The organism is Photobacterium sp. (genome assembly GCF_057456235.1).
Genome location: NZ_JBVCPH010000020.1, coordinates 1 through 25038, shown reverse-complemented (window position 1 = coordinate 25038; position 25038 = coordinate 1). Strand labels below are relative to the sequence as shown.

General features: G+C 47.2%; 21 protein-coding genes and 1 riboswitch. Of the genes, 13 read left to right on the top strand and 8 right to left on the bottom strand.

The window, feature by feature from the left end; all coding sequences use genetic code 11:
- Positions 1–118: 118 nt before the first annotated feature.
- The gene (locus tag AC2204_RS18255; RefSeq protein WP_318927181.1) at positions 119–874 is read right to left on the bottom strand and encodes an amino acid ABC transporter substrate-binding protein; all 756 of its coding nucleotides are present in this window, start codon (positions 872–874) and stop codon (positions 119–121) included.
- 460 nt (positions 875–1334) lie between these two features.
- On the opposite strand from AC2204_RS18255, the gene dnaA reads away from it, so the two are divergent.
- The 5 genes from dnaA (at position 1335) to ibpA (ending at position 8046) form a co-directional block, all read left to right on the top strand.
- On the top strand, positions 1335–2735 hold the full coding sequence (gene dnaA, locus AC2204_RS18250; protein WP_318927180.1) for a chromosomal replication initiator protein DnaA: 1401 nt from the start codon (positions 1335–1337) through the stop codon (positions 2733–2735).
- 1 nt (position 2736) lies between these two features.
- Positions 2737–3837, top strand: coding sequence for a DNA polymerase III subunit beta (gene dnaN, locus AC2204_RS18245; protein WP_318927179.1), 1101 nt, complete (start codon positions 2737–2739; stop codon positions 3835–3837).
- A gap of 3 nt (positions 3838–3840) precedes the next feature.
- Entirely contained in the window at positions 3841–4920 is a 1080-nt protein-coding gene (gene recF / locus AC2204_RS18240; RefSeq protein ID WP_318927177.1) for a DNA replication/repair protein RecF, read from the top strand.
- A gap of 19 nt (positions 4921–4939) precedes the next feature.
- Positions 4940–7357, top strand: coding sequence for a DNA topoisomerase (ATP-hydrolyzing) subunit B (gene gyrB / locus AC2204_RS18235; RefSeq protein WP_318927175.1), 2418 nt, complete (start codon positions 4940–4942; stop codon positions 7355–7357).
- A gap of 248 nt (positions 7358–7605) precedes the next feature.
- The gene (ibpA, locus tag AC2204_RS18230) at positions 7606–8046 is read left to right on the top strand and encodes a small heat shock chaperone IbpA (RefSeq protein ID WP_318927173.1); all 441 of its coding nucleotides are present in this window, start codon (positions 7606–7608) and stop codon (positions 8044–8046) included.
- A 258-nt stretch (positions 8047–8304) separates the two neighbouring features.
- Here ibpA and AC2204_RS18225 read toward each other — a convergent pair whose 3' ends face one another.
- From AC2204_RS18225 to glyQ, 3 genes are all read right to left on the bottom strand, one after another.
- Positions 8305–9555, bottom strand: a complete 1251-nt coding sequence (locus tag AC2204_RS18225) for a valine--pyruvate transaminase (protein WP_318927172.1) — start codon at positions 9553–9555, stop codon at positions 8305–8307.
- A gap of 334 nt (positions 9556–9889) precedes the next feature.
- A complete protein-coding gene (gene glyS / locus AC2204_RS18220) occupies positions 9890–11962 on the bottom strand; it encodes a glycine--tRNA ligase subunit beta (protein WP_318927170.1) in 2073 nt (690 codons plus the stop codon).
- Between the two features lie 9 nt (positions 11963–11971).
- The gene (gene glyQ, locus AC2204_RS18215) at positions 11972–12883 is read right to left on the bottom strand and encodes a glycine--tRNA ligase subunit alpha (protein WP_107285061.1); all 912 of its coding nucleotides are present in this window, start codon (positions 12881–12883) and stop codon (positions 11972–11974) included.
- Positions 12884–13180: 297 nt separating this feature from the next.
- Here glyQ and AC2204_RS18210 point away from each other — a divergent pair, with 297 nt between their 5' ends.
- The 3 genes from AC2204_RS18210 to AC2204_RS18200 all read left to right on the top strand — a co-directional run bounded on the left by AC2204_RS18210 (position 13181) and on the right by AC2204_RS18200 (position 15162).
- The gene (locus AC2204_RS18210; RefSeq protein ID WP_318927168.1) at positions 13181–13873 is read left to right on the top strand and encodes a YiaD family glycine zipper/OmpA-like lipoprotein; all 693 of its coding nucleotides are present in this window, start codon (positions 13181–13183) and stop codon (positions 13871–13873) included.
- Between the two features lie 99 nt (positions 13874–13972).
- Positions 13973–14081, top strand: a riboswitch (yybP-ykoY riboswitch).
- 92 nt (positions 14082–14173) lie between these two features.
- Positions 14174–14731 carry a TMEM165/GDT1 family protein gene (locus AC2204_RS18205; RefSeq protein WP_318927166.1) on the top strand — a complete coding sequence of 186 codons (558 nt, stop codon included), beginning with the start codon at positions 14174–14176 and terminating at the stop codon, positions 14729–14731.
- A 179-nt stretch (positions 14732–14910) separates the two neighbouring features.
- A complete protein-coding gene (locus tag AC2204_RS18200; protein ID WP_318927165.1) occupies positions 14911–15162 on the top strand; it encodes a hypothetical protein in 252 nt (83 codons plus the stop codon).
- Between the two features lie 71 nt (positions 15163–15233).
- Here AC2204_RS18200 and tusA read toward each other — a convergent pair whose 3' ends face one another.
- Complete coding sequence (gene tusA, locus AC2204_RS18195; RefSeq protein ID WP_318927163.1) at positions 15234–15485, bottom strand: sulfurtransferase TusA; 252 nt, start codon at positions 15483–15485, stop codon at positions 15234–15236.
- A gap of 140 nt (positions 15486–15625) precedes the next feature.
- Here tusA and AC2204_RS18190 point away from each other — a divergent pair, with 140 nt between their 5' ends.
- On the top strand, positions 15626–15808 hold the full coding sequence (locus AC2204_RS18190) for a hypothetical protein (RefSeq protein WP_318927161.1): 183 nt from the start codon (positions 15626–15628) through the stop codon (positions 15806–15808).
- Positions 15809–15957: 149 nt separating this feature from the next.
- Positions 15958–16899: a LysR family transcriptional regulator gene (locus AC2204_RS18185; RefSeq protein ID WP_318927267.1), complete on the top strand. Its 942-nt coding sequence runs from the start codon at positions 15958–15960 to the stop codon at positions 16897–16899.
- A gap of 101 nt (positions 16900–17000) precedes the next feature.
- On the opposite strand, the gene acuI is transcribed toward AC2204_RS18185, so the two are convergent.
- The 3 genes from acuI to fadB form a co-directional block, all read right to left on the bottom strand.
- Positions 17001–17981 carry an acrylyl-CoA reductase (NADPH) gene (gene acuI / locus AC2204_RS18180; RefSeq protein WP_318927159.1) on the bottom strand — a complete coding sequence of 327 codons (981 nt, stop codon included), beginning with the start codon at positions 17979–17981 and terminating at the stop codon, positions 17001–17003.
- Between the two features lie 179 nt (positions 17982–18160).
- Positions 18161–19327, bottom strand: coding sequence for an acetyl-CoA C-acyltransferase FadA (fadA, locus tag AC2204_RS18175; RefSeq protein ID WP_318927157.1), 1167 nt, complete (start codon positions 19325–19327; stop codon positions 18161–18163).
- Between the two features lie 16 nt (positions 19328–19343).
- Positions 19344–21518: a fatty acid oxidation complex subunit alpha FadB gene (gene fadB, locus AC2204_RS18170; protein ID WP_318927155.1), complete on the bottom strand. Its 2175-nt coding sequence runs from the start codon at positions 21516–21518 to the stop codon at positions 19344–19346.
- Between the two features lie 529 nt (positions 21519–22047).
- Between fadB and AC2204_RS18165 the strand changes: the two genes are divergently transcribed.
- Genes AC2204_RS18165 through hemG form a run of 3 tightly spaced genes read left to right on the top strand, consistent with a single transcriptional unit; the run spans position 22048 to position 24706 of the window.
- The gene (locus AC2204_RS18165; protein WP_318927266.1) at positions 22048–22671 is read left to right on the top strand and encodes a YigZ family protein; all 624 of its coding nucleotides are present in this window, start codon (positions 22048–22050) and stop codon (positions 22669–22671) included.
- Between the two features lie 43 nt (positions 22672–22714).
- The gene (locus AC2204_RS18160) at positions 22715–24172 is read left to right on the top strand and encodes a TrkH family potassium uptake protein (protein ID WP_318927153.1); all 1458 of its coding nucleotides are present in this window, start codon (positions 22715–22717) and stop codon (positions 24170–24172) included.
- Positions 24173–24181: 9 nt separating this feature from the next.
- The gene (gene hemG / locus AC2204_RS18155; RefSeq protein WP_318927151.1) at positions 24182–24706 is read left to right on the top strand and encodes a menaquinone-dependent protoporphyrinogen IX dehydrogenase; all 525 of its coding nucleotides are present in this window, start codon (positions 24182–24184) and stop codon (positions 24704–24706) included.
- Positions 24707–25038: the final 332 nt, after the last annotated feature.

Below are 25038 nucleotides of genomic sequence, written 5' to 3'. Positions count from 1 at the left end.
ATGGATGCTTATTCCGTTTGTTATCGTTGCAGAGACACAAAAACTCACCAAGTGGTGAGTCTTTGTCAATATTGGTAAATGCTTACTAACGTGTGAGCATTTACTTAGAGTATATCCGTTACTTGGTGATATCCGCATCAAACCATTTGATTGATATCTCTGTCAACGTTCCGTCTTCCCGCATTGCGGTCAGAGCGTTGTTCACTTCGTTACGGAGTGTTTCACCTTTTTCACCTTTGACAAAAGGCCAGGCGTTTTCGATCGTCTCAAACGGCGTACCGGCAAGTTGAAGTGGTAGGTTTGCTTTTTTGATCAATTCGACTGAAGAGAGGCGATCCATGACAAAGGCATCGGTACGTCCCAGCGCAACATCATGCTCAATACCCGTGTCGTAGGTTTTGATGTTGATTGTTCCGTCTTTATCCAGCTCACGCAGCAACTGTTCATAGTTTGAACCTAAGTTCACGCCGACCGTTTTGCCTGCCAGATCGGCAATGCTGCTGATGTCGGTATTATCTTTGCGTACCACCAGCTGGGCACCGTCAATAACATAAGGCTGTGCAAATAAGTATTTAGCCTGACGCTCAGGGGTGATTGTAATTTGGTTTGAAATAGTATCGATACGACCGGTTTCTAGTAGTCCAAACAAACCAGAGAAGCTGGCTGTTACAAATTCAACGTTATAGTCGTTACGTTTGCTGATTTCATTCCACAGATCGACTTCAAAACCTTGCAGCTTATCTTTTTCTACAAAGGTGAAAGGAAAATAGCGCCCGGACATCCCGACTTTCACGTCTGTCGCTGCCATGGCCGTTTGGCTGGCTGCTATCGTTAATGCTATAACGGTGAATGTTATTTTTATCCAGCTTTTCATTCGGTCTACTCCGTGGCTGACTGTGATGATTCTCTATTAGCGTAATCGTACTTGGTTATATATGTTTTTTTTAAATAACTTGGAGTTATTTGACATAACTAATAGTTTTATCAGTGTTCGCCTTCCTGCTCCTTCATGCCATTTTTTCTCCGTTTTGGTTGTTTAATATAGATCACATCTATCAGTTCATTAACGGTACCATTGTGAATGAAGCCGTTATGGATAGGGGGGCGGTCGTTTCGAATAATTTTCTGGCTACAAAGGAGGGATCCGAGCGATTGTTAACAGAATTGTGGGTAAGGGCGGGTAAAATTGTGCTGATCTCGGGGTTGCTTGTGCGATCATTGTGAATAAGTCTGATCTTATTCACTGGATCTACGATCTCTTTGCTGGTGATCCTGAGCCAGCGGGTATAAAATTAGCCCTCTTTTGTCTTTTGTTATTCAGTGTGGAGTCGAATTTGTCATCTTCGCTTTGGTTGCAGTGCCTTCAACGCCTTCAGGAAGAACTCCCTGCAACAGAATTCAGCATGTGGATTCGACCCCTACAGGCAGAGTTGCACGATAATTCGTTGACTCTGTTTGCGCCTAACCGTTTTGTGCTTGACTGGGTACGGGATAAGTACCTCAATAATATCAACCGTCTGCTCAATGAGTTTTGTGGCAATGATATGCCGATTTTGCGGTTTGAGGTAGGCAGTCGTCGGGTTGTCGCGCCACCGCCTCAGCCTGTTGCTGCCCCTGTTGCAGTATCACCAGCACCGACAGTGTATGATGAGCCGCCTTCTCGTTCATGGGAGCCAGCCCCTTCACCGGTACAGCCGGAATCGAAGTCGGGTTACCGTTCGAATGTTAATCCAAAACATAATTTTAATAATTTTGTCGAGGGTAAATCGAATCAGCTGGGTCTGGCTGCTTGTCGACAGGTTTCCGGTAACCCGGGCGCAGCCTATAACCCTTTATTCCTCTATGGCGGCACCGGTTTGGGCAAAACGCATTTACTGCATGCCGTTGGTAATGCGATTGCCGATCGCAAGCCGAATGCTCGCGTGGTTTATATGCACTCTGAACGCTTTGTGCAAGATATGGTTAAAGCGCTGCAAAACAATGCCATTGAAGAATTTAAGCGTTATTACCGCAGTGTTGATGCGTTGCTCATTGATGACATCCAGTTCTTTGCCAATAAAGAGCGTTCGCAAGAAGAGTTTTTCCATACCTTTAATGCGCTGCTTGAAGGCAATCAGCAGATCATTCTGACGTCTGACCGCTACCCGCGCGAGATCAACGGGGTCGAAGATCGCTTGAAATCACGTTTCGGTTGGGGGCTAACCGTCGCGATTGAACCGCCGGAGCTTGAAACCCGAGTCGCGATTCTGATGAAGAAGGCGGAAGATCATAATATCCGCCTGCCTGATGAAGTGGCATTCTTTATTGCCAAGCGTCTGCGCTCTAATGTCCGCGAGCTTGAAGGGGCATTAAATCGCGTTATCGCCAATGCGAACTTTACCGGTCGGGCTATTACGATCGATTTCGTGCGAGAGGCATTGCGTGATTTGTTAGCACTGCAGGAAAAACTGGTAACGATTGATAATATTCAGAAGACCGTTGCCGAATACTATAAAATAAAGATGGCTGATATGCTGTCGAAGCGTCGTTCCCGTTCTGTGGCGCGCCCGCGTCAGATGGCGATGGCCCTGGCAAAAGAACTAACCAACCACAGTCTTCCGGAAATCGGTGATGCTTTTGGTGGTCGAGACCATACCACGGTCTTACATGCCTGTCGTAAAATCGTACAGTTGCGTGAAGAAAGCCACGATATAAAAGAAGATTATTCAAACCTAATAAGAACATTGTCGTCTTGATATGAAATTTACCGTTGAACGCGAACATCTATTAAAACCCCTGCAGCAGGTGTCTGGTGCACTGGGCGGTCGGCCTTCTCTGCCGATCCTGGGAAATATTTTGCTTCAGGTCGAATCCGGTTGCCTGTCGATGACGGGAACCGATCTGGAAGTGGAGCTGATTGCGAAGCTGGCTCTTGAAGCTGACTTCGAGCCGGGGGCGGTGACAGTCCCGTCGCGTAAATTTCTTGATATCTGTCGTGGCCTGCCTGACGGCGCCAACATTGCGGTGTCGTTGGAAGGAGATCGCGTCCTTATCCGCTCTGGTCGTAGCCGTTATTCGCTATCGACGTTACCGGCGGCAGATTTTCCAAATATTGACGATTGGCAAAGCGAGGTCGAATTTACCTTGCCTCAAGGCCGTATGCGTCAGCTGATTGACAGCACGCAGTTTTCAATGGCGCATCAGGATGTACGTTACTACCTGAACGGTATGCTATTTGAAACGGAAGGGACCCGCTTACGCTCAGTGGCTACCGATGGCCACCGTATGGCGGTCTGTGCCATCGATTTGGCGCAAGAGCTGAGCTCTAAGCAAATTATCGTACCGCGCAAAGGGGTGCTGGAGCTGGTTCGCTTATTAGATAATGCCGACGCGATGGTTGATATTCAGGTTGGCAACTCGAACATTCGTGCTACCGTGAATAATTTTGTCTTCACTTCTAAACTGGTCGATGGTCGTTTTCCTGATTATCGCCGGGTATTGCCGCAGAACAGTAATAAATTTGTTGAAGCAAGCTGCGATGAACTGCGTAAAGCCTTTTCCCGTGCGGCTATTTTGTCGAATGAGAAATTCCGCGGTGTGCGGGTTAATATCTCTAACGGTGAAATGCGTATTACCGCCAATAATCCCGAACAGGAAGAAGCGGAAGAGTTTGTTGATGTAAATTATCAGGGGGATGATTTGGAGATTGGCTTTAATGTCAGTTATGTACTTGATGTGCTTAATACGTTGAAGTGTGAGCAGGTTCGTCTCTCGTTAACGGATGCGAATGCCAGTGCCCTGGTTGAAGACTGTGCTCACGATGAAGCCATGTATGTTGTAATGCCAATCAGATTATAAGGCATGTCACTTACCCGTTTAGTCGTCAAAGATTTTCGAAATATTGAAGCGTGTGACTTAACCTTGTCGGCGAGCTTTAATTTTCTGGTTGGGGCGAATGGCAGCGGAAAAACCAGTGTATTGGAAGCGATTCATTACCTGGGCCACGGGCGTTCGTTTCGCAGCCACCTCACAAGCCGTGTGATCCGTCATGAACAACATGAATTGTTTATCCATGGCCGGGTTCAGAGCGATAATGATTTAGAGCTTCCACTTGGCATTAATAAAAAGCGAGACGGTACCACGGAAGTGAAAGTTGCCGGTGAAAGCGGTCAGAAACTGGCACAACTCGCACAGGTTTTACCACTGCAACTGATCACCCCTGAAGGGTTTGAATTGCTGATCGGCGGACCGAAATATCGCCGTGCATTTATTGACTGGGGGGTTTTTCATATTGAGCCTCAGTTTTATAATGCCTGGAGCCGGATAAAACGGTTGACTAAGCAGCGCAATGCGCTGCTAAAAACGGCCCGTAGTTATCGTGAAATCAGTTACTGGGATCAGGAACTGGCAACGCTGGCCGAAGAGATAAGCATATGGCGTTACCGCTATTTAGACGCGGTAAAACAAAAAGCGGCTGAAATATGCCAGGGCTTTTTGCCCGAATATGATATCCAGCTGACTTATTATCGTGGCTGGGAAAAAGAAACACCCTATGCTGAGCTGTTAAAGCGTAATTTTGAACGTGATTGTCAGCTCGGCTATACCGCAAGCGGTCCTCATAAAGCTGATTTGCGGATGAAGGTTGCTGGTACGCCTGTGGAAGATGTGCTGTCCCGAGGGCAGCTGAAACTTATGGTGTGCGCGCTGCGTCTGGCGCAGGGTGGCCATCTAACAGAAGCGACCGGCAAACAGTGTATGTACCTTATTGATGATTTTGCTTCCGAGCTGGATAGCCATCGGCGTGCGCTGTTAGCGCAAAGGTTAAAAGAAACCAACGCCCAGGTTTTCATCAGTGCGATCAGTGATGAACAAATCGCGGAAATGCATGATGAAAATGGCAAGATGTTTCATGTGGAACACGGTAAAATAACCGCAGGATAATTAAAGCGAGAGTAACTCAATGTCCAACAATTACGATTCATCAAGCATCAAGGTGCTTAAAGGCCTTGATGCTGTACGTAAGCGCCCAGGGATGTATATTGGCGATACAGATGACGGTACTGGCTTGCACCACATGGTGTTTGAGGTCGTCGATAACTCTATCGATGAAGCTCTTGCTGGTCACTGTGAAGACATTATTATCACGATTCATGAAGATAATTCTGTTTCTGTGAGCGATGATGGCCGTGGTATTCCTACCGACATTCATGAAGAAGAAGGTGTATCTGCCGTTGAAGTTATCATGACGGTATTGCACGCCGGCGGTAAGTTTGATGATAACTCATACAAAGTCTCGGGTGGTCTTCACGGGGTCGGGGTCTCGGTTGTTAATGCCCTGTCTGAAAAAGTCGATCTGACAGTTCATCGTAACGGTTTCACATACCATCAAATTTATCATCACGGTGTGCCTGATGCGCCTCTTGCTGTTATTGGTGAAACGGAAAAGACAGGTACACGAATTCGTTTCTGGCCAAGCGAAGAGACGTTTACCAACGTCGTCTTTCAGTATGAGATTTTAGCCAAGCGTCTACGCGAATTATCGTTCCTGAACTCTGGCGTATCCATCAAATTGATTGATGAGCGTGAGGAAGGTAAACAAGACCATTTCATGTATGAAGGTGGTATCAGAGCGTTCGTTGAACACCTGAACCGCAACAAGACGCCGATTCATCCAAAAGTATTCCACTTCGATTTCCAACGTGAAGACGGGATTTCGGTTGAAGTGGCAATGCAGTGGAACGATGGCTTCCAGGAAAACATTTACTGTTTTACCAACAATATTCCACAGCGTGACGGTGGTAGTCACTTAGCCGGTTTTCGTGGCGCACTGACGCGAACTTTGAATACCTTTATGGATAAAGAAGGTTATTCGAAGAAGGCGAAAACCGCAACTTCGGGAGATGATGCGCGAGAAGGTCTGACCGCGGTTGTATCGGTAAAAGTACCGGATCCAAAATTCTCAAGCCAGACTAAAGATAAGCTGGTTTCGAGCGAAGTGAAACCAGCGGTTGAATCTGCCATGGGTGAGAAACTCAGCGAGTTCTTACTTGAAAATCCGGCAGATGCCAAAATCGTTTGTTCAAAAATTATCGATGCATCACGTGCACGTGAAGCTGCGCGTAAAGCGCGTGAAATGACCCGCCGTAAAGGCGCGCTAGATCTCGCTGGCCTACCAGGCAAACTTGCCGATTGCCAGGAAAAAGATCCGGCTCTTTCTGAACTATACATAGTGGAAGGGGACTCTGCTGGCGGTTCAGCCAAGCAGGGGCGAAATCGTAAAAACCAGGCTATTTTGCCGCTGAAAGGTAAAATCCTTAACGTAGAGAAAGCACGTTTCGACAAGATGCTTTCATCGCAAGAAGTCGCAACCTTAATCACCGCCATGGGCTGTGGTATTGGCCGTGACGAATATAATCCGGACAAGCTCCGTTACCACAGCATCATTATTATGACCGATGCCGATGTCGATGGTTCGCACATCCGTACGCTACTGTTGACCTTCTTCTATCGTCAGATGCCGGAGTTGATCGAACGTGGTCATATCTTTATTGCCCAGCCACCGCTTTTCAAAGTGAAGAAGGGTAAGCAAGAGCAGTACATCAAAGATGATGATGATATGAACCAGTATCAGGTTTCTCTTGCTTTGGATAATGCTTCTCTGTATACCACCGAAAGCGCTCCCGCTCTTGCTGGACTTGCCTTGGAAGAATTAGTCAAACAATACAATGCAGGAATGAAGCTGGTTGAGCGTATGAGCCGCCGCTATCCAATTATGATGCTGAATGAGTTTGTTTATCAACCGCGTCTTGCTGTCGATATGTTGGCAGATGAAGCGGCGGTTGAAGCATGGTCGAAGCCGTTAGTGGCGGCATTGAATGACAAGCAATCGGGTGAAAGCCAGTTTAGCTTCGCCATTATTCGCGATGAAGAGAATAATGTCTTCTTACCGAAAGTGATTGTTCGTACCCATGGGGTGGAATATGACTATGCGTTGAGCTATGACTTATTGAACTCGAAAGAGTACGGTAGACTTGCGGATCTTTCTGAAGCGCTGCATGGGCTGCTTGAAGAAAGTGCTTATGTTCAACGCGGTGAGCGTAAACAACCGATCACGAGCTTCAAAGAAGGCTTGGATTGGTTGATTAAAGAATCGCGCCGTGGTCTGTCACTTCAGCGCTATAAAGGTCTGGGTGAGATGAACCCTGAGCAGCTTTGGGAAACGACAATGGATCCGGAATCTCGCCGCATGCTGCAAGTTACGATTCATGATGCCGTGGCTGCTGATGAACTGTTCACGACTTTGATGGGCGATCACGTTGAACCTCGCCGTAACTTTATTGAACAGAATGCACTGAAAGTGGCGAATCTAGACGTATAGATTATTACTTTGAGTTGGGTTGTGATTAAAACGCCGCTGTTTAGCGGCGTTTTTATTGGGATGAATACCTGCAACAGAAATAAATTTTTTGTATTTACGCTTGGAAAAGATGAAGACCATCCCTATATCTAGTTATGAAGAGCAAGACGCCTGATTCAGGGTCAAGCGACAGGTTTGTCCAATAGCGGAAAACCACTTCATTACATAACCGTATTGTTTTTTATTGCTTCATTAGAAGGATAGCTATTATGCGCAACCTAGATTTCACTCCTCTTTACCGTTCTGCAATTGGTTTTGATCGTCTGTTCAATCAAATGGAACAAAATGTCAGTAATGCGAATACCGGTTACCCACCATATAACATTGAGCAGCAAGATGAGAATCACTACCGTATTACGATGGCAGTTGCCGGGTTTGCTGATGAACAGTTAGATATTACCCAGCAGCAAAATAAGCTGATTGTGCGTGGTGTTCGCGAAACTGAGAGCAAAGAAGAGCGCCATTATCTCTACCAAGGTATTGCTGAACGCGATTTTGAGCGTAAATTTCAATTAGCGGATTACGTAAAAGTAATCGGTGCTCAGATGGTGAATGGTTTACTTCACATTGATCTCGAACGAGAAATTCCTGAAGAGCAGAAGCCAAGAAAAATTGCTATTAATGGCGGAAACCTGATCGAAGGCGAATAGCCGTTCAGTGTGAGTTATTTCGTTGTAGAGTCGTGGAAGGTCAGCTTATGCAGGCCTTTCTGATCGTTACCGTACTGATGACTATTCTGTCTTACTTTATCGGCTAGTTTGATGCTGAGTATGACAAGCGGGGAGCAAGATCAGTTGTTTCACGTGGAACGCTGACTGCCAGTATTAGCCTTCAGACCGGTTAAAATACAATCAGGCAGTGGTCATTATCGTGAACAGGCGGTGTTGTCATACCGCCTGCCACAAAAATTAAGCTTCAGCGTAGGCTTTCGCGACTTCTTCAGCAATGATCGCAATGCCTTTTTTCATGTCATCATCATTCTGGACATAGTTCATCCTCAGGCATTCATGGCCATGTTGCCAATCAGCGTCTAATCCAATAAAGAAATACTCTCCCGGAACAATTAGCACGCCGCGGGCTTTAAGCCGGCGATAGAGATCCATTGTCGTGATGGGCAATTCCTTAAACCATAACCATAGAAACATGGCTCCTTCCGGCTTATGAATACGAAAGCGCTCATCAATAATGGCGGTTTGTAATAACTCGACCGCATGCTGTGATTTACGTTGGTAAAAAGGTTTGATTACCTGTGCGCTGAGTGCCAATAAGTCTTGCTTTTCAATCATCTTATTGATGATTGCAGGACCAACCCCACCCGGGGCCAGGCTGAGCACGCCGTTCATGTTTGTAATCGCTGTGGTGATCTCTTCACTCGCAATGACAATGCCGCAGCGAACACCGGGTAAACCGAGCTTAGATAAACTCATACAAAGAATGGTGTTGTCATTCCAGAAAGGGGTGACATCGGCAAAGATAATATCTGGGAACGGTATGCCATAAGCATTATCAATGATCAGCGGAATATTATGCAGCCGGGCCAGTTCATCCAAATGATGGATCTCTTCGTCGGTAAGTACATTACCGGTCGGGTTGGTTGGCCGAGAAGCACAAATCGCCCCGATGCTGTTATCAATGATGAGTTCGTTAAAATTGATGTGGTACTTGAACAGGCCATTGCTGAGTAAGGCGATCTCCGGGCGGTAAGAGATAAACATGTCATCACTCAGGCCAGAGTCGCCATAGCCAATATACTCCGGGGCTAGAGGCAATAAGATCTTCTTCCGGCTGCCGTCTGGAAAATCACCGGCAAGCAGATTGAATAAGTTAAAGAAAGCACTTTGGCTGCCATTCGTCAGCGCAATATTTTTTGCGGTGATATCCCAATCATATGTTTCTCTGAGCAAATCGGCGAGGGCATTCAGAAAAGTATTTTTCCCTTGTGGCCCATCGTAATTAGTCATTGCCGCGGTAAGCTCACCGGTGTCGAGCATTTCTTTGGCAATACCATTAAAATATTCCACCATGGCAGGTATCTGGGCAGGATTGCCACCACCAAGCATGATAGCGTCAGGATTTCTTAAGCCGTCATTGAGATCATCCATTAGCTGGGTAATGCCTGAATAACGAGCGAACTTGTCTCCGAATGTAGAAAACTCCATGTGTACTTCCGACCTCAGTATCTTGTTCTTATCATAAACTTGTTAAATAGCTGTATAGATTGCCTTCAGTTGTCAACATACATGATTGTACTGCAGAGGGAAAGGATAAGAACCCAGCATGATTTTTGCTGGTTGTTTCACGTGAAACAGTAAAAGAGTCTAGGTGAGAAGGCGACATTTTGAGTGTAGTCGATTGCAACTCTAGTCTGAGATGACGAGGTGGTGGTGTTTCACGTGGAACCATATAAGTATAGTGAGCAGTGGCATGTGTGCGAAAATGTAACCGAAAAAAAACCCCACACCGGAGTATGGGGTTCGGGTTTGTCATCAGTGTTTATTTCTGCAGGAGTGAAATGTCAGCGACTTTCAGGAACTCATTGCGAAGCTGGTTTAGCATTGTCAGACGGTTAACTTTGAGTTTCTCGTCATCTGCCATAACCATGACATTATCGAAGAAGGCATCTACCGATTCCCGTAGGGTTGCCAGCTCCGAGAGTGCATGCTGATAATCACCTTCGGCAAAGATTGGTGCGAGGGTTGCGATGACTGCTTCCACTTTTTCAGCTAGTGCCTTTTCGGCATCTTCGATAAGCAGTGTGCTATCGATAGATGCAGGTAATTCACCATCGAATTTTGCCAAGATGTTACCGACACGCTTATTCGCAGCCGCTAATGATTCTGCTGCATCCAAAGAACGGAAGTGAGTCACCGCTTTTACACGCTGATCAAAATCAGCAGGTTGAGTTGGTCGACGAGCCAGTACGGACTGAATTACATCAACGCTATGGCCTTCGTCTTGATACCACGCGCGGAAGCGGCCCAGCATGAAGTCGATAACATCAGCTTCAACGTTGTGGTTTGTTAGCTTGTCTCCGAATAGGGCTTTGGCTTTAGTGATCAGGTCAACTAAATCCAGTTTGTAGCCTTTCTCAACAATGATCCGAAGCGCCCCCAGCGCTGCTCGACGCAGTGCAAATGGGTCGTTTGCACCTTTAGGGTGCAGGCCGATACCGAAGATCCCTACTAGCGTGTCAATCTTATCCGCGAGTGCGACCGTAGCGGCCACGTCTGATTTCGGTAGGTCATCCCCCGCGAAACGAGGCATGTACTGCTCGTTCAGCGCCACCGCAACGTCTTCGTGCTCACCATCAAGGCGAGCATAGTGCATGCCCATGACACCTTGAGTATCTGTAAACTCAAATACCATTGAAGTCATCAGGTCGCATTTAGATAACAGGCCGGCACGCTCGGCGTGCTCTGCATTTGCACCGATCAGATGAGCGATAAATCCTGACATAGCCGTGATACGGTCAGTTTTATCACGCAGGGTACCCAGTTGCTTCTGGAACAGAACGGTTTCCAACTCAGGAAGCCGTTCAACCAGCGCACGCTTGCGATCTGTCTTGAAGAAGAACTCAGCATCAGCAAGGCGAGGGCGAACGACTTTCTCGTTACCTTCGATGATTTGACGAGGATCTTTCGACACGATGTTAGAGACGAAAATAAACTTAGGTATAAGGTTGCCTTCAGCATCGTATACCGGGAAGTATTTCTGATCCCCTTTCATGGTGTAAACCAACGCTTCTGAAGGCACGTTTAAGAAGTCTTCTTCAAATGAAGCTGTTAAGACAACAGGCCATTCAACCAGAGAGGTGACTTCTTCAACCAACTCATCTTCCAGATCGGCAATACCACCGACTTCAAGAGCTGCTTTCTTCGCACCTTCGAGGATGATTGCTTTACGCCTATCGTAATCAGCGATGACTTTGCCGCGCTCTTCAAGAAGCGCCGGATATTGATCTGCATTATCAATAGTGAACTCAGGCTCACCCATAAAGCGGTGACCACGAATAGTACGCGCTGAATCAACACCAAGAATGTTCCCGGCGATCAGTTCGCCACCTAACAACATCGTTAGGGTTTTAACCGGGCGGATAAATTGTGTTTCTTTGTCACCCCAACGCATTGGTTTAGGGATCGGGAGTTTAGCAAGTGCCGCGGCAGCGAGGTCTGAAAGCAGCTCTTGTGTCGGCTTACCTTTGACTTCCTGCTTGTACAGTAGCCATTCACCTTTGTCTGTTTTCAGACGCTCAGCCTGGTCGACGGAAATACCATTACCGCGAGCCCAGCCCTGAGCTGCTTTAGTCGGATTGCCTTCTGCATCAAAGGCTGCAGCAATAGCCGGACCTCGTTTTTCAACGACCTTGTCCGCCTGGCCGGCTGCCAGTGCGGTGACTTTTAGCGCTAAACGGCGAGGGGCGGCAAACCATTTCACGCCTTGATGGGCAAGATCAGCGGCTTTCAGTTCAGCCTCAAAGTTTGCTGCAAATGCTTCGGCAAGGGTACGCAGGGCTTTGGGAGGCAGTTCTTCAGTACCTAATTCGATAAGGAAATTATTTTCAGTCATGCTACGTCCTTACTTCTCTTTTTTACACATAGGGAAGCCAAGGGCTTCGCGAGATGCGTAGTAAGCTTCAGCAACTTGTTTTGTCAGGTTGCGGATACGCAGGATGTAACGCTGACGCTCGGTAACCGAGATCGCTTTACGTGCATCAAGAAGGTTGAACGCGTGACCTGCTTTTAGAATACGCTCGTAGGCTGGAAGTGAAAGTGGGTTTTCAAGTTCCAATAGTTCCTTGCACTCTTTTTCGCACTGGTCGAAGAAAGAGAACAGGAAGTCCACGTCTGCATGCTCAAAGTTATATGTGGATTGCTCGACTTCATTCTGGTGAAAGATATCGCCATAGGTGACCTTACCTAATGGGCCATCGGTCCATACCAGATCGTAGACTGAGTCAACGTTCTGAATGTACATCGCCAGACGTTCAATACCGTAAGTGATCTCACCGGTTACAGGTTTACACTCAAGACCACCAACCTGCTGGAAGTAAGTAAACTGTGTTACCTCCATGCCGTTAAGCCAAACTTCCCAGCCAAGACCCCAGGCACCCAAGGTCGGGTTTTCCCAGTTGTCTTCTACAAAACGAATGTCGTGCACTTGAGTGTCAATACCTAATACTTCGAGTGAGCCTAGGTAGAGTTCCTGAATGTTGTCCGGAGATGGTTTCAACATTACCTGGAACTGGTAGTAGTGCTGCAGGCGGTTAGGGTTTTCACCGTAACGACCGTCGGTTGGGCGGCGAGATGGTTGAACATACGCTGCTGCAATAGGTTCCGGCCCCAGAGCTCGCAGACATGTCATCGGGTGAGAGGTACCTGCACCAACTTCCATGTCCAGAGGTTGTACAATGGTACAACCTTGCTGGCCCCAGTAATCCTGCAGCGCGAGGATCATGCCCTGAAAGGTTTTAATATCGTATTTCTGCATTGTCAGCTTCGCGAGGTTAGTGGATTAAAAGTAATTTGAATAACAATCCAGTATACATTGCATGGCTTTTTCCGAGTAGGGGCAGTGCACGTTTTTTATCCATCTTTAGCGGTTTTGCGTAATTATTTTGGCGTATTAACGGACTTTACCATCAGGACGGTGAACAATTGACATTGTTCTGATGCGTCGAATTGTTCCATTCTTTAGAATACTGGTTTCTGAACGGAGCTATATGCCGTACAGTATTAATGTTCGTAACAATCACATCGATTGTAAATCGAGAACAGGGACAAGAGAATGACTATGAATTTTTCTGTGGCATCTAATAAATGGGTGCGATCTGCTATTTTTGCAGTGGCAACATCTGTTGTTGCAACGGGTTGTACCACTGTTAACCCTTACACCCGTGAAGATCAAACAGCCAAATCAACCAGTGGCGCATTAATCGGTGCTGTTGCCGGGGCGGCGATTGGTGTAGCGTCTTCCAGTAAGAGCGATCGCGGTAAAGGTGCATTGATTGGAGCAGCCTCCGGTGCGGCATTAGGCGGTGGTATTGGTTATTACATGGATGTCCAGGAGACCAAATTACGTCAGCAGTTAGAATCTACGGGCATCAGTGTTACCCGTGACGGCGATAACATCGTACTGAACATGCCAAATGAGATTACCTTTGGAGTTGATAAGTCAGACTTAAGCTCTCGTGCAATGAATGCGTTGCATAATGTGGCATTGGTGGCAAAAGAATACGATAAGACCATGCTCAATGTGTATGGGTTTACGGATAGTACCGGTTCTGAATCTTACAACTTGCGCCTGTCTCAAGTACGAGCAGGTGAAGTGAGCAATTACCTGATCCTCAATGGCGTAACGGCAAATAGGGTTGCATCAAAAGGGATGGGTGAAGCACGTCCTATCGCCTCTAACAATACGACGCAGGGACGTGCAGAAAACCGTCGCGTTGAAATTGTATTAAGCCCGACGGCTGGCTAATTTACTCTTTATGTTGCCGGCCCATAATGTTGGCTGGCAATATCTCCTTACAACGGTTGGCTTCTCAGTCTTGACCATTAATTCCTAACTCGTTATTATCCTGCCTCCTTTGGGGAGTAGCCTCTCGATCTATCGAGATAATCGTCAACATACTTGAAGCAAAATCTTCATGGCGATTATGACTCACATTCATCCTACTGGTGAGTTTGGCGAGACCATTGGTAAATCTGCATGAACCGGGGTGGGGCGTGTGTGTTTACCTGTGGTTCTAATAAATATCCTCGCCCCAAAGAGCATGTCGTGAGTGTGTTAGCTGTATCTATTACTAGTGTTGCATTAGCTGAAATTGGTGATAAAACCCAACTGTTATCTCTGCTGTTAGCTAGTCGCTATCGTAAACCTGTACCGATTATCTTAGCCATTTTTCTCGCTACGATTGCGAACCATGCGTTGGCTGCCTGGTTGGGCGTTGTGGTGGCGGATTACCTGATTCCAGAGGTGTTAAAATGGGTACTTGTGGTCAGTTTTGTCGTGATGGCCGGTTGGGTCCTGATCCCCGATAAGCTAGATGACGATGAAAGCATATCGAATCGGGGTCCATTTGTGGCGAGTTTTATTGCGTTTTTTATTGCCGAGATAGGGGATAAAACCCAGGTTGCCACAACAATGTTAGGGGCCAAATATAGTGATGCGCTACTGCTTGTTGTTCTCGGGACGACAATCGGGATGTTGCTGGCAAATGTTCCCGTCGTCTTGATTGGCAAGTTGTCTGCAGAACGTATGCCTCTGGGGTTGATCCGTAAGGTAACGGCGACACTGTTTGCTGGTCTTGCCGTTACTGCGGTATTTGGCCTGTAACCATACTTTCCCATGATGGGTTATGATATTGGAATAAAGCGAGGTGTTTCACATGAAACAATCGTCGATTATCTCGTTATTATGAAGAGCAACGGAACTGTGATGTTTGCCATAGTGCACCTAATATCGCCATGATATTGTGGTGGTGATCGTTACGGTATTCAATCCTAGGAGGGGATATGACCCGATTTCTCGCTATTTCACCGCAAAGCCAATGCTGGTTATTTAATATTGCCTTAGCACTTAACATATTGGGTATGATGTTGACTGATATGTGGTTGCCGATGGTGGTCGGAGCGATTATAACAACCTATTTATCCGTCGATGCCTGGGTGCGATTACGTTACGTTATTCCGATGAAAAAAGAAATTCGCGAGTTACGCCACGAGTTAGAACAGGCGCGTAAAGAGGTTCGTGATAGTTGCGGGTAGAGAAGGGATACCGAGCGGTTATTGCATGGGAAAAGTTAGATAGCAAAAGGGCAGCTCGGTGAGCTGCCCTTTTAATTTCCCGTCCCTTTACGGATCAGAAAACGATAAGGGATATTATCTGTGTCTGCCGCTATCAGGGTGTGATCCATAAAGCGACAAAAACTAGGGATATCCCGGGTGGTTGAGGGATCATCAGCCAGTACCAGCAAGGTGTCGCCTTCTGCCATTTTTCTTACGGTCTTGCGTACCATCATCACGGGCTCTGGACAACGCAACCCTTGCGCTTCCAGGTTATGAGTCGGGTTTTTAAAAATTGCTGTCATAACATATACATTCTGTTTTAGAGCCTCTGATCATACTTATGGATAAGAATTAATCAATAAGGGTTGGCAAATCAATGCGAACTGTGTAACGTATTTAACAGGTCATTAACGTTCATCTTCTGAAGGATTAGGAGGTTATTATGTTGACTCAAGTTGATCGCCTGACAATTTATAGTGTGCTGTGCTTTATCACTTTTTGTTCTCTTGTTTTACGCAGCCCAAATAATCTGAGTGTTTTTGCACTTGGAGGGTTGATTGCTGCCGCGCTGGGACTCTGGTTTGAATTAATAAATTCACCGGATCTCGAAGAGGAAGAAAATTAACTTTTCGACCACTCAATACCTTACATCGACTACACTCTCCCCAATTTCTTGGGCTTACCCGCTTTTTAGCGGGATTTTTTTATCGGCAGCTTCATAATGACTGGGTTTCTCATCATTATGTGGCTATTACTAAGCGAGTGAAGTTTGATATGGAGCTGGAAGAAGTCTACCGCCGTGATTTAAATTTACTGGTGGCGTTAAAAGTCTTGCTTGAAGAGTGCAGTGTCAGTCGGGCTGCAGTCAGACTCAGTCTCAGCCAGTCAGCGATGAGTCGGGTATTGGGGCGGTTACGGGATTTACTGGGTGACCCGCTTTTTACCCGACAAGGGCAGCATCTTATCCCTACCCAAAGGGCGCTGGAGCTCAATGAATCACTGAATGATCCGCTGGAAGCATTACGTATTCTTCTTACCCCCAGCGATTTCCGCCCGGAATTGTGCGATCAGCGTTTTGTTATTGCCACTACCGATTACGCTATGCAAACAATCCTGCCCTTTGCTCTGCCTCGAGTTTATGAGGAAGCGCCTAATATATCGTTGAAATTCGAACCGTTGCAGCATGAACATTTACTGAGCCAGTTAACCACTGATGGCTGTGATATGGCCATTTGCCGTCCTACCGGCCCTGTTGATCCCTTGTGCCGTGACAGTCTTGGTCTGGTGAGTGTATTTTGCCTGTTGTCAAAAAATCATCCGATGGCAGATCAGAATCTGACCCTGGATGATTATCTAACGTTCCCCCATGCGATGATTGCGATCAGTGACGGGGTTAAATCTCTGATTGATGAATCCCTGCGAGGATATCGCCAACGCAAGCTGGTACTGTGGGCTTATCATTTGGAAGCGGCCTTGGCTATTGTGGATAAAATGCCGCTCATTATTACGGTGCCGGCGGATTTGGCCTATTTAGTCGCGGAAAAACATAACTTAGTGATTAAGTCGTTGCCGTTTGAATTCAAGCCGTTTGACTATTCGCTAATTTGGCACCCCCGCTGTGAACATTCAGCCTCACAGATTTGGTTGCGTAACCTGATTAAAGAGGAATGTGGACGTCTGATTGATAAGCGGATCCATGATATGGGGCTGGCCTAAACTCACTGGATCACAAGTCGTTATTGGTGGGCGTTGGGATATTGGCACGGGGTGGGAACAAAAAGGCCAGCAATAGCTGGCCAAGGTCGTTATTGTCTTTTTTATAGCTTGATCACGACACGGCCAGTGATCTGGCCATTGGTAATGGCTTCGGCACATTCTGCAACTTGTTCTAATGCAATTTCTCGGCACGCTTGCTGGTAGTAACTGGCTGGTAGTAGCTCTGTTAAGCGTTGCCATGCCTGCAGACGTTTTTCGAACGGGCACGAGACCGAATCGATACCCTGTAGTCTTACATTTCGAAGAATGAAAGGCATGACTGTGGTGGGTAAATCAAACCCACCCGCCAGACCGCAAGCGGCAACGGCGCCGTTGTAGTCCATCTGCGCCAGCGTTTTTGCCAGTACTTTACTCCCGACGGTATCAACAGCTCCGGCCCAAAGTTGTTTCTCCAAGGGGCGTGCCGGTTCTTCAAATTCACTGCGTTCGATGATACGGGCTGCACCCAGCGCCTTGAGCAACGGGCCGTTTTCAGTCGAACGGCCAGTGACGGCTGCAACCTGATAGCCGAGTTGAGCCAGAATAGTGACGGCAACCGATCCCACACCACCACTTGCGCCAGTAACCAGTACTTCACCGGCATCGGGTGTAACACCCGCATCGACTAATGCCTGCACACAAAGCATGGCGGTTAGGCCTGCGGTCCCAATCATCATGGCTTGCTTGCCATCTAAATTCGCGGGTAAGGGTACCAGCCAGTCGGCTTTCAGACGCGCTTTCTCTGCCATCCCGCCCCAGTGACCTTCGCCAACACCCCAGCCAGTCAATACAACCTGATCGCCTGCCTGATAGCGGTCATCACTTGATTCCACAACGCGACCGGTTAAGTCGATACCTGGCACCATCGGGAACTGGCGCACAATGCGGCCTTTACCTGTGATGGCTAAGCCATCTTTGTAGTTAAGAGAAGAGTAATCCACACTGACTAATACCTCACCGTCAGGCAGCAGAGATTCGTCAATTTGACGGATCTCTGCAATGGTTTTTTTTTCTTCCTGATCAAGAACGAGTGCCTTAAACATAGATGTACTCCGGGTATAAAGGAAAGGGCTGCGAATATGGGTAGAGTGTAGTCGTGATAAGGTTATGAATAAAATGAAACTTTATCATTTAATCTATGCACCAGGCACATGTGTAGTGCGAGTGAACGGGGGGCTCATAAAACAAGCCCGCAAAATGCGGGCTAAGTCTTTGTTATCGGCTATTCAATACGTTCGAAGATAGTGGCGATCCCCTGACCTAGGCCAATACACATGGTCGCAAGGCCAAACTGAACATCGTGATGCTCCATCTGGTTGATTAAGGTTGTTGAAATACGAGAGCCCGAGCAACCGAGCGGGTGACCCAGTGCAATCGCGCCGCCATTCAGGTTCACTTTCTCATCGACTTTATCAAGCAAGCCTAGATCTTTGGCGCACGGTAAAGACTGGGCTGCAAAGGCTTCATTTAATTCCACCATACCAATATCGTCCATGGTCAGACCGGCTCGTCTCAGTGCTTTGTGGGTGGCGGGTACCGGACCATACCCCATAATCGAAGGGTCACAACCTGCAATAGCCATTGATTTCACGCGGGCACGAATAGTGAGACCAAGCTCCTTAGCACGGCTTTCATTCATTACTAGCATGGCTGAAGCGCCATCTGACAACGCAGATGACGAGCCGGCTGTTACTGTGCCGTTCACCGGATCAAATACCGGGCGCAGAGCAGATAAACCTTCTAGTGTGGTTTCCGGCCGGATGACTTCATCGTAGTCATACAGTTTTAGCACTCCGTTTTCGTCGTGACCCTCAATGGGAAGGATTTCATTGTTAAACCGTCCTTCAATCGTTGCTGCGTGGGCGCGCTGGTGAGAACGTGCGGCGAATTGGTCTTGCATTTCACGACTGATCCCATGCATGCGGCCGAGCATTTCAGCTGTTAAGCCCATCATGCCAGCAGCTTTTGCGACAGACTTTGACATGCCCGGATGGAAATCGACACCGTGGCTCATAGGAACATGGCCCATGTGCTCAACACCGCCAATGATGCAAGTCTCTGCATCGCCAACCATAATGGCACGCGTTGCATCATGCAGAGCCTGCATGGAAGAGCCACACAGGCGGTTTACCGTGGTAGCACCCACAGTATGTGGAATGCCGGCTAAAAGCGATGCATTGCGTGCTACGTTAAAGCCTTGTTCTAGCGTCTGCTGTACACAGCCCCAGTAGATATCTTCAATGGAATTCGGATCTAGTTGGGGGTTACGGCTGATTAATCCTTTCATCAGGTGCGCAGACAGATCTTCAGCACGAACATTTCGAAAAGCACCAGCTTTAGAGCGCCCCATCGGGGTGCGGATGCAATCAACAATTACTACGTTATTCATTTTTTATCCCTCATCCTTAAGCGTTTGCTTGTGCTGTATGTTGCGTTGAATAGTAGCTTTCGCCTTTGGCCGCTTTATCACGCAGGCCTGCCGGTACTTCATAAACGGCACCGAGATGAGCAAACTTATCTGCCATGGCGATATATTCAGCCAGACCCAGAGTATCAATGTAACGGAATACACCGCCGCGGAAAGGAGGGAAGCCGATACCATATACCAGCGCCATATCGGCTTCGGCCGGGGATGCAATAATACCTTCTTCCAGACAACGAACGACTTCGTTAATCATGGGGATCATCATGCGGGCAATAATATCGTCACTGGTGAACGCTGTTGCTGAGCCTGAAACAGGTGCGAGCAGGTCTGCCACGGCTGGATCAATGCTCTTCTTCGGCTTGCCTCGGCGATCGACAGAGTAAGCGAAGAAACCTTTACCATTCTTCTGTCCAAAGCGTTGTGCTTCGAACATCACATCAACAGCATCTCTGTACTCTTTGCTCATGCGGGTCGGGAAACCTTCCGCCATAACCGCCTGGGCATGATGAGCGGTATCAATACCAACCACATCTAGCAGGTAAGCAGGGCCCATTGGCCAGCCAAATTGTTTCTCCATAATTTTGTCGACAACCGTGAAGTCAGCACCGTCACGCAGCAGCAGACTAAAGCCGGCAAAGTAAGGAAACAGTACTCGGTTGACGAAGAACCCCGGGCAGTCATTTACGACGATAGGAGATTTACCCATCCTTGCCGCATAGGCGACAACACGCGAGATGGTTTGGTCTGATGTGCGTTCACCTCGAATGATTTCCACTAGTGGCATCCGATGAACGGGGTTGAAGAAGTGCATCCCGCAGAAGTTTTCAGGACGCTTGAGAGACTTCGCCAGTAAGTTTATTGGAATCGTCGAGGTATTAGAGGTGATCACCGCATTGTCTGATACCTTACCTTCGACTTCCGCTAAGACTGCGGCTTTAACTTTCGGGTTCTCGACGACGGCTTCAACCACGATATCCGCATCTTCTGCGTCTGCATAGTGCAGGCTTGGAGTAATTCCTGACAGTACTTTGGCCATCTTGATACCATCAATCCGGCCCCGTTCCAGTTGTTTGTTCAGCAATTTTGCGGCTTCGTTCATACCCAGCTCAAGAGAAGAAACGGCAATATCTTTCATCAGTACCGGTACGCCTTTAAGCGCAGATTGATAGGCGATACCGCCTCCCATAATCCCTGCACCAATAACGACCCCTTTGGATGTCGGCTGGCCTTCTTTGGCGGCTTTCTTCGCTTTGCTTTTGATGTATTGATCATTGAGGAAAATCCCAACCAGAGCCTGGGCGACCTCCGTTTTCGCGAGTTTTACGAAGTGCTTGTTTTCAACAGCCAATGCTTCGTCACGATGCATTCTGGCTGCTTCTTCAATGGTAATAACGGCCGCCATCGGAGCCGGATAGTGCGGACCTGCAACTTGTGCCACCATACCTTTGGCGATGGTAAAGCACATTGTTGCTTCCATTTTGTTGAGCGTCAGCGGTGCCTTCTTCTGCTCTCGACGGGCTTGCCAGTCCAGTTTTCCGGCGATGGCGTCTTTCATCATTGTCACTGCTGCTTCTTTTAGCACCTGTGGCGCGACAACGGCATCGACTAGACCAAGCTTCAGGGCATCTTGAGCTTTTTTATCTTTACCGGCGGTAATGATTTCCATCGCAGGATCTGCCCCGATCAGGCGTGGCAGACGAACTGTGCCGCCGAAGCCAGGCATGATGCCGAGTCGAGTTTCTGGCAAACCAATACGCGCCGTGGTATCAGCCAGGCGGAAATCCGTGGCAAGAACACATTCACAACCGCCGCCAAGTGCGTGGCCGTTTATGGCTGAAAGCGTCGGTACGGGTAGATCTTCTAATTTATTAAAGATGTCATTGGCTCGGGTCAGCCATTGGGACAGCTCATCTGCAGGTTTGGCAAACAAGCCAAGAAACTCTGTGATATCAGCTCCTACAACAAATGCATCTTTATCTGAGGTAAGAAGCAGGCCTTTAAGGTCTGTTTGTTGATAAAGGGCATTTAAGGCTTCGTTAAAGCATTCCAGGGTTTTTAGATCAAATTTATTAATCGAGCCTGGAGCGTTGAGGTTAAGTTCCGCAATACCATCTTCCAGATAGCTGACGGATAGGGTTTCACCTTTGTAAATCATGTTCTATCTCCGCGATTTCCGGTTCTGTGCCAGATTGGTTTTACTGGTTTGACCTGTAACCAGGTTAGAGATAAGTCTGAACCCGTTATGCAACTATTTCAACACTTATTTAAAACAATTGTTTAACTTTTATTGTTAATAATAATAGGTGGGATATGTTGGTTTATTTTTGCTATTGAAAGTAAAGACTTTTTTATTGTCACGTTTAATGGCAGCGCGAGCCGGTTGTTGGGGTATTGTTAACTTTCTTGTCTGTTCTGACGCGGGAGTTATCAGGCACGAGTTGTTCGTTGACCGCATTTGTTTTGCGACAGTGAATGTAAATAAAGTCGACAGGTCGGAAATATCGATTTCAGCTCAAAGAAAAGAAAGGGCTGTCGTGTGGGGGAGCGAGCCGGTTAATGGTTGTATCTGGCTGATTATTTCTCTTTATGTGTTTCTTATTACAGCTATATTGAATTTGTTGTGCTTATGTTGTGGTATCCTGCGCGATTATTTTCATCTGGATTTTATTGGTAGTCACCCAATGATGGAGTCTGACCCTTATTTAGTGCCAGCGGCTGAGGCATGCTTTGAAGAAGAGATAAAGAAAAGTCGCTTTATCACTTATTTGGCGCACACTCCAACAGTCGATGCTGCGAAAGCTTTTGTTAGACATATCAAAGCTAAGCACAGCGATGCTCGCCATCATTGCTGGGCTTTTGTCGCTGGACGTCCGACGGATTCGATGAAATGGGGGTTCAGTGATGATGGTGAGCCATCAGGAACCGCGGGTAAACCCATTCTCGGCCAGTTAACGGGGGCCGGCATTGGTGAGATCACGGCAGTGGTTACCCGTTACTCCGGCGGGATAAAGTTAGGAACGGGTGGGCTTGTCAAGGCTTACGGTGGTGGCGTCCAGCAAGCCTTAACTGTGCTGCAAACCAAAGAAAAGGTAATAACTTCGGAACTCAGCTTGAGCTGTGAGTATAATCAGGTTTCACTGGTCGAGTCGCTGCTGGCAGAATATGCAGGGATTCAGCTCTGTGCTAATTATGGCAATCAGGTCGATATGACCCTCGAGCTTGATAGCCGTTTGGTGAAAGAATTTTCAGCCAAACTCACTAATCGCAGTGGTGGTCGAATCATACCAACCACCGGTTCCGATAATTAATCGCACTCTATAATCGTTTTTAAGGATGAGAGCCGACTAGGCTATGCAGTTTCGATCTATCATCAGAATCGTGGGGCTATTGCTCGCGTTATTTAGTGTCACCATGCTTGCACCGGCTTTGATCGCCTTGATCTACCGGGATGGTGCCGGTTTTCCATTTGTCGTCACGTTCTTCCTACTGTTTGCTGGTGGGGCTTTGTTGTGGTTTCCCAACCGGCGCCATCGTCATGAACTGAAAGCGCGGGATGGTTTCTTAATCGTTGTTTTATTCTGGACTGTAATAGGTAGTGCTGGTGCTGTCCCTTTTATCTTGGCTAAAACCCCCGATTTGTCCCTCACCGATTCTTTTTTTGAATCCTTCTCGGCTCTAACGACGACAGGGGCTACGGTTATTGTAGGCCTGGATCATTTACCTAAGGCCGTTCTGTTTTATCGTCAGCTACTGCAATGGTTCGGCGGGATGGGGATCATTGTATTAGCGGTTGCTATTTTGCCGGTGCTGGGGATCGGTGGGATGCAGTTATATCGGGCAGAAATTCCGGGACCGGTCAAAGACAGTAAAATGACACCGCGTATCGCGGAAACAGCAAAAGCTCTTTGGTATATCTATTTAGCGCTGACTGTCAGTTGTGCCGGTGCATTTTGGATGGCAGGTATGACAGTGTTTGATGCTATCTCCCATAGTTTTTCAACAGTTGCCATTGGTGGCTTCTCAACTCACGATGCCAGCATGGGTTACTTTAATAGTCCCACTATTAATCTTATTACTGTGGTCTTCTTACTGATATCCGGCTGTAACTTTTCACTGCACTTTGCCGCATTTGCTAATGGTGGGATCCATCTTCGCACCTACTGGCGAGATCCTGAATTCAAAGCCTTCCTGGCTGCCCAATTGATACTGTTCCTAATATGCTTTGGTATGTTATTACAGCACCATTCATACAATTCTTATTATGATGCGTTTGATCAGGCGTTATTCCAGACTGTTTCGATATCGACGACCGCGGGTTTTACGACCACTGGATTCTCCGATTGGCCGTTGTTCTTGCCTGTACTTTTATTGTTTTCATCTTTTGTTGGTGGCTGTGCAGGTTCAACCGGTGGCGGTATGAAAGTGATTCGGATGCTGCTGCTGTTATTGCAAGGGGTTCGAGAACTTAAGCGTCTGGTGCATCCGCGTGCGGTGTATACCATCAAGCTCGGCAGTAAAGCCTTACCGCAGCGGGTGGTGGATGCGGTTTGGGGGTTCTTCTCTGCTTATGCCCTCGTATTTGTTATCTGTATGCTGGCTTTAATTGCGACAGGGCTGGACGAACTTACTGCGTTCTCAGCTGTTGCCGCGACTTTAAATAACCTCGGGCCAGGCTTGGGGGAAGTGGCCGTGCATTTTGGTGAGATAAACGAGTCAGCGAAGTGGGTACTCATTATCTCAATGCTATTTGGCCGATTAGAAGTGTTTACTTTACTTGTTTTGTTTACGCCGACGTTTTGGCGAAATTAAGGAGAGGTTGTGGAAAAGGTTTTACTGCTTCACTCAAGTACTGAAGGGCAAACGATTAAAATTCTTCATTATATAGAAGAGGAATTACGTGATAGCTGTGAGTGTGAATTGCAGGACCTTCACTCATTGTCTGCTGTTGATTTTTCTCAATATGATCGTGTGCTGATTGGTGCCTCTATTCGTTATGGTCATTTGAACAAAAAACTGTATCAGTTTATTGCTCAAAATCAGCAGCAATTAGAGCAGTGTAAAGTCGGTTTCTTCTGTGTGAACCTGACCGCTCGTAAAGAAGGGAAGAATACGCCTGAAACGAGTGTATATATGCAGAAGTTTTTACAGAAGTCATTATGGCAACCCAAACTACTGGCTGTGTTTGCTGGCGCACTACGTTATCCACGTTATAACTGGTTCGATCGTACAATGATTAAATTCATCATGAAGATGACGGGGGGAGAAACAGATACAACAAAAGAGGTGGAATATACAGACTGGGATAAAGTTTCACACTTTGCAGCCCAGTTTAAGCGGTTTTAAGTCTATAATATGACGACTTAGTCTATTTTTTGTCCGAACTGTTGGTTTTGACAAGTTTATTTTAAAACACCTCTTGCCAATGTGATCGAACCCTCTATAATGCGACCTCACTGACACGGAGCACGGCGCTTAGCCAGCAACCTAGTCAGTATGTTCTTTAATAATTTGACCATGCAATCTGTGTGGGCACTCGTGAAAAAGTTAAGTCGAAAGATTTATCAATGAACTGAGTGACCGAACAGTATGATTCCTGCAGAGGAATGATATTGGCACAGTCAATTTATGCTTCAACTTCGGTTGAAACAAGAAAATCAGTAAAAATCATTGAGCCG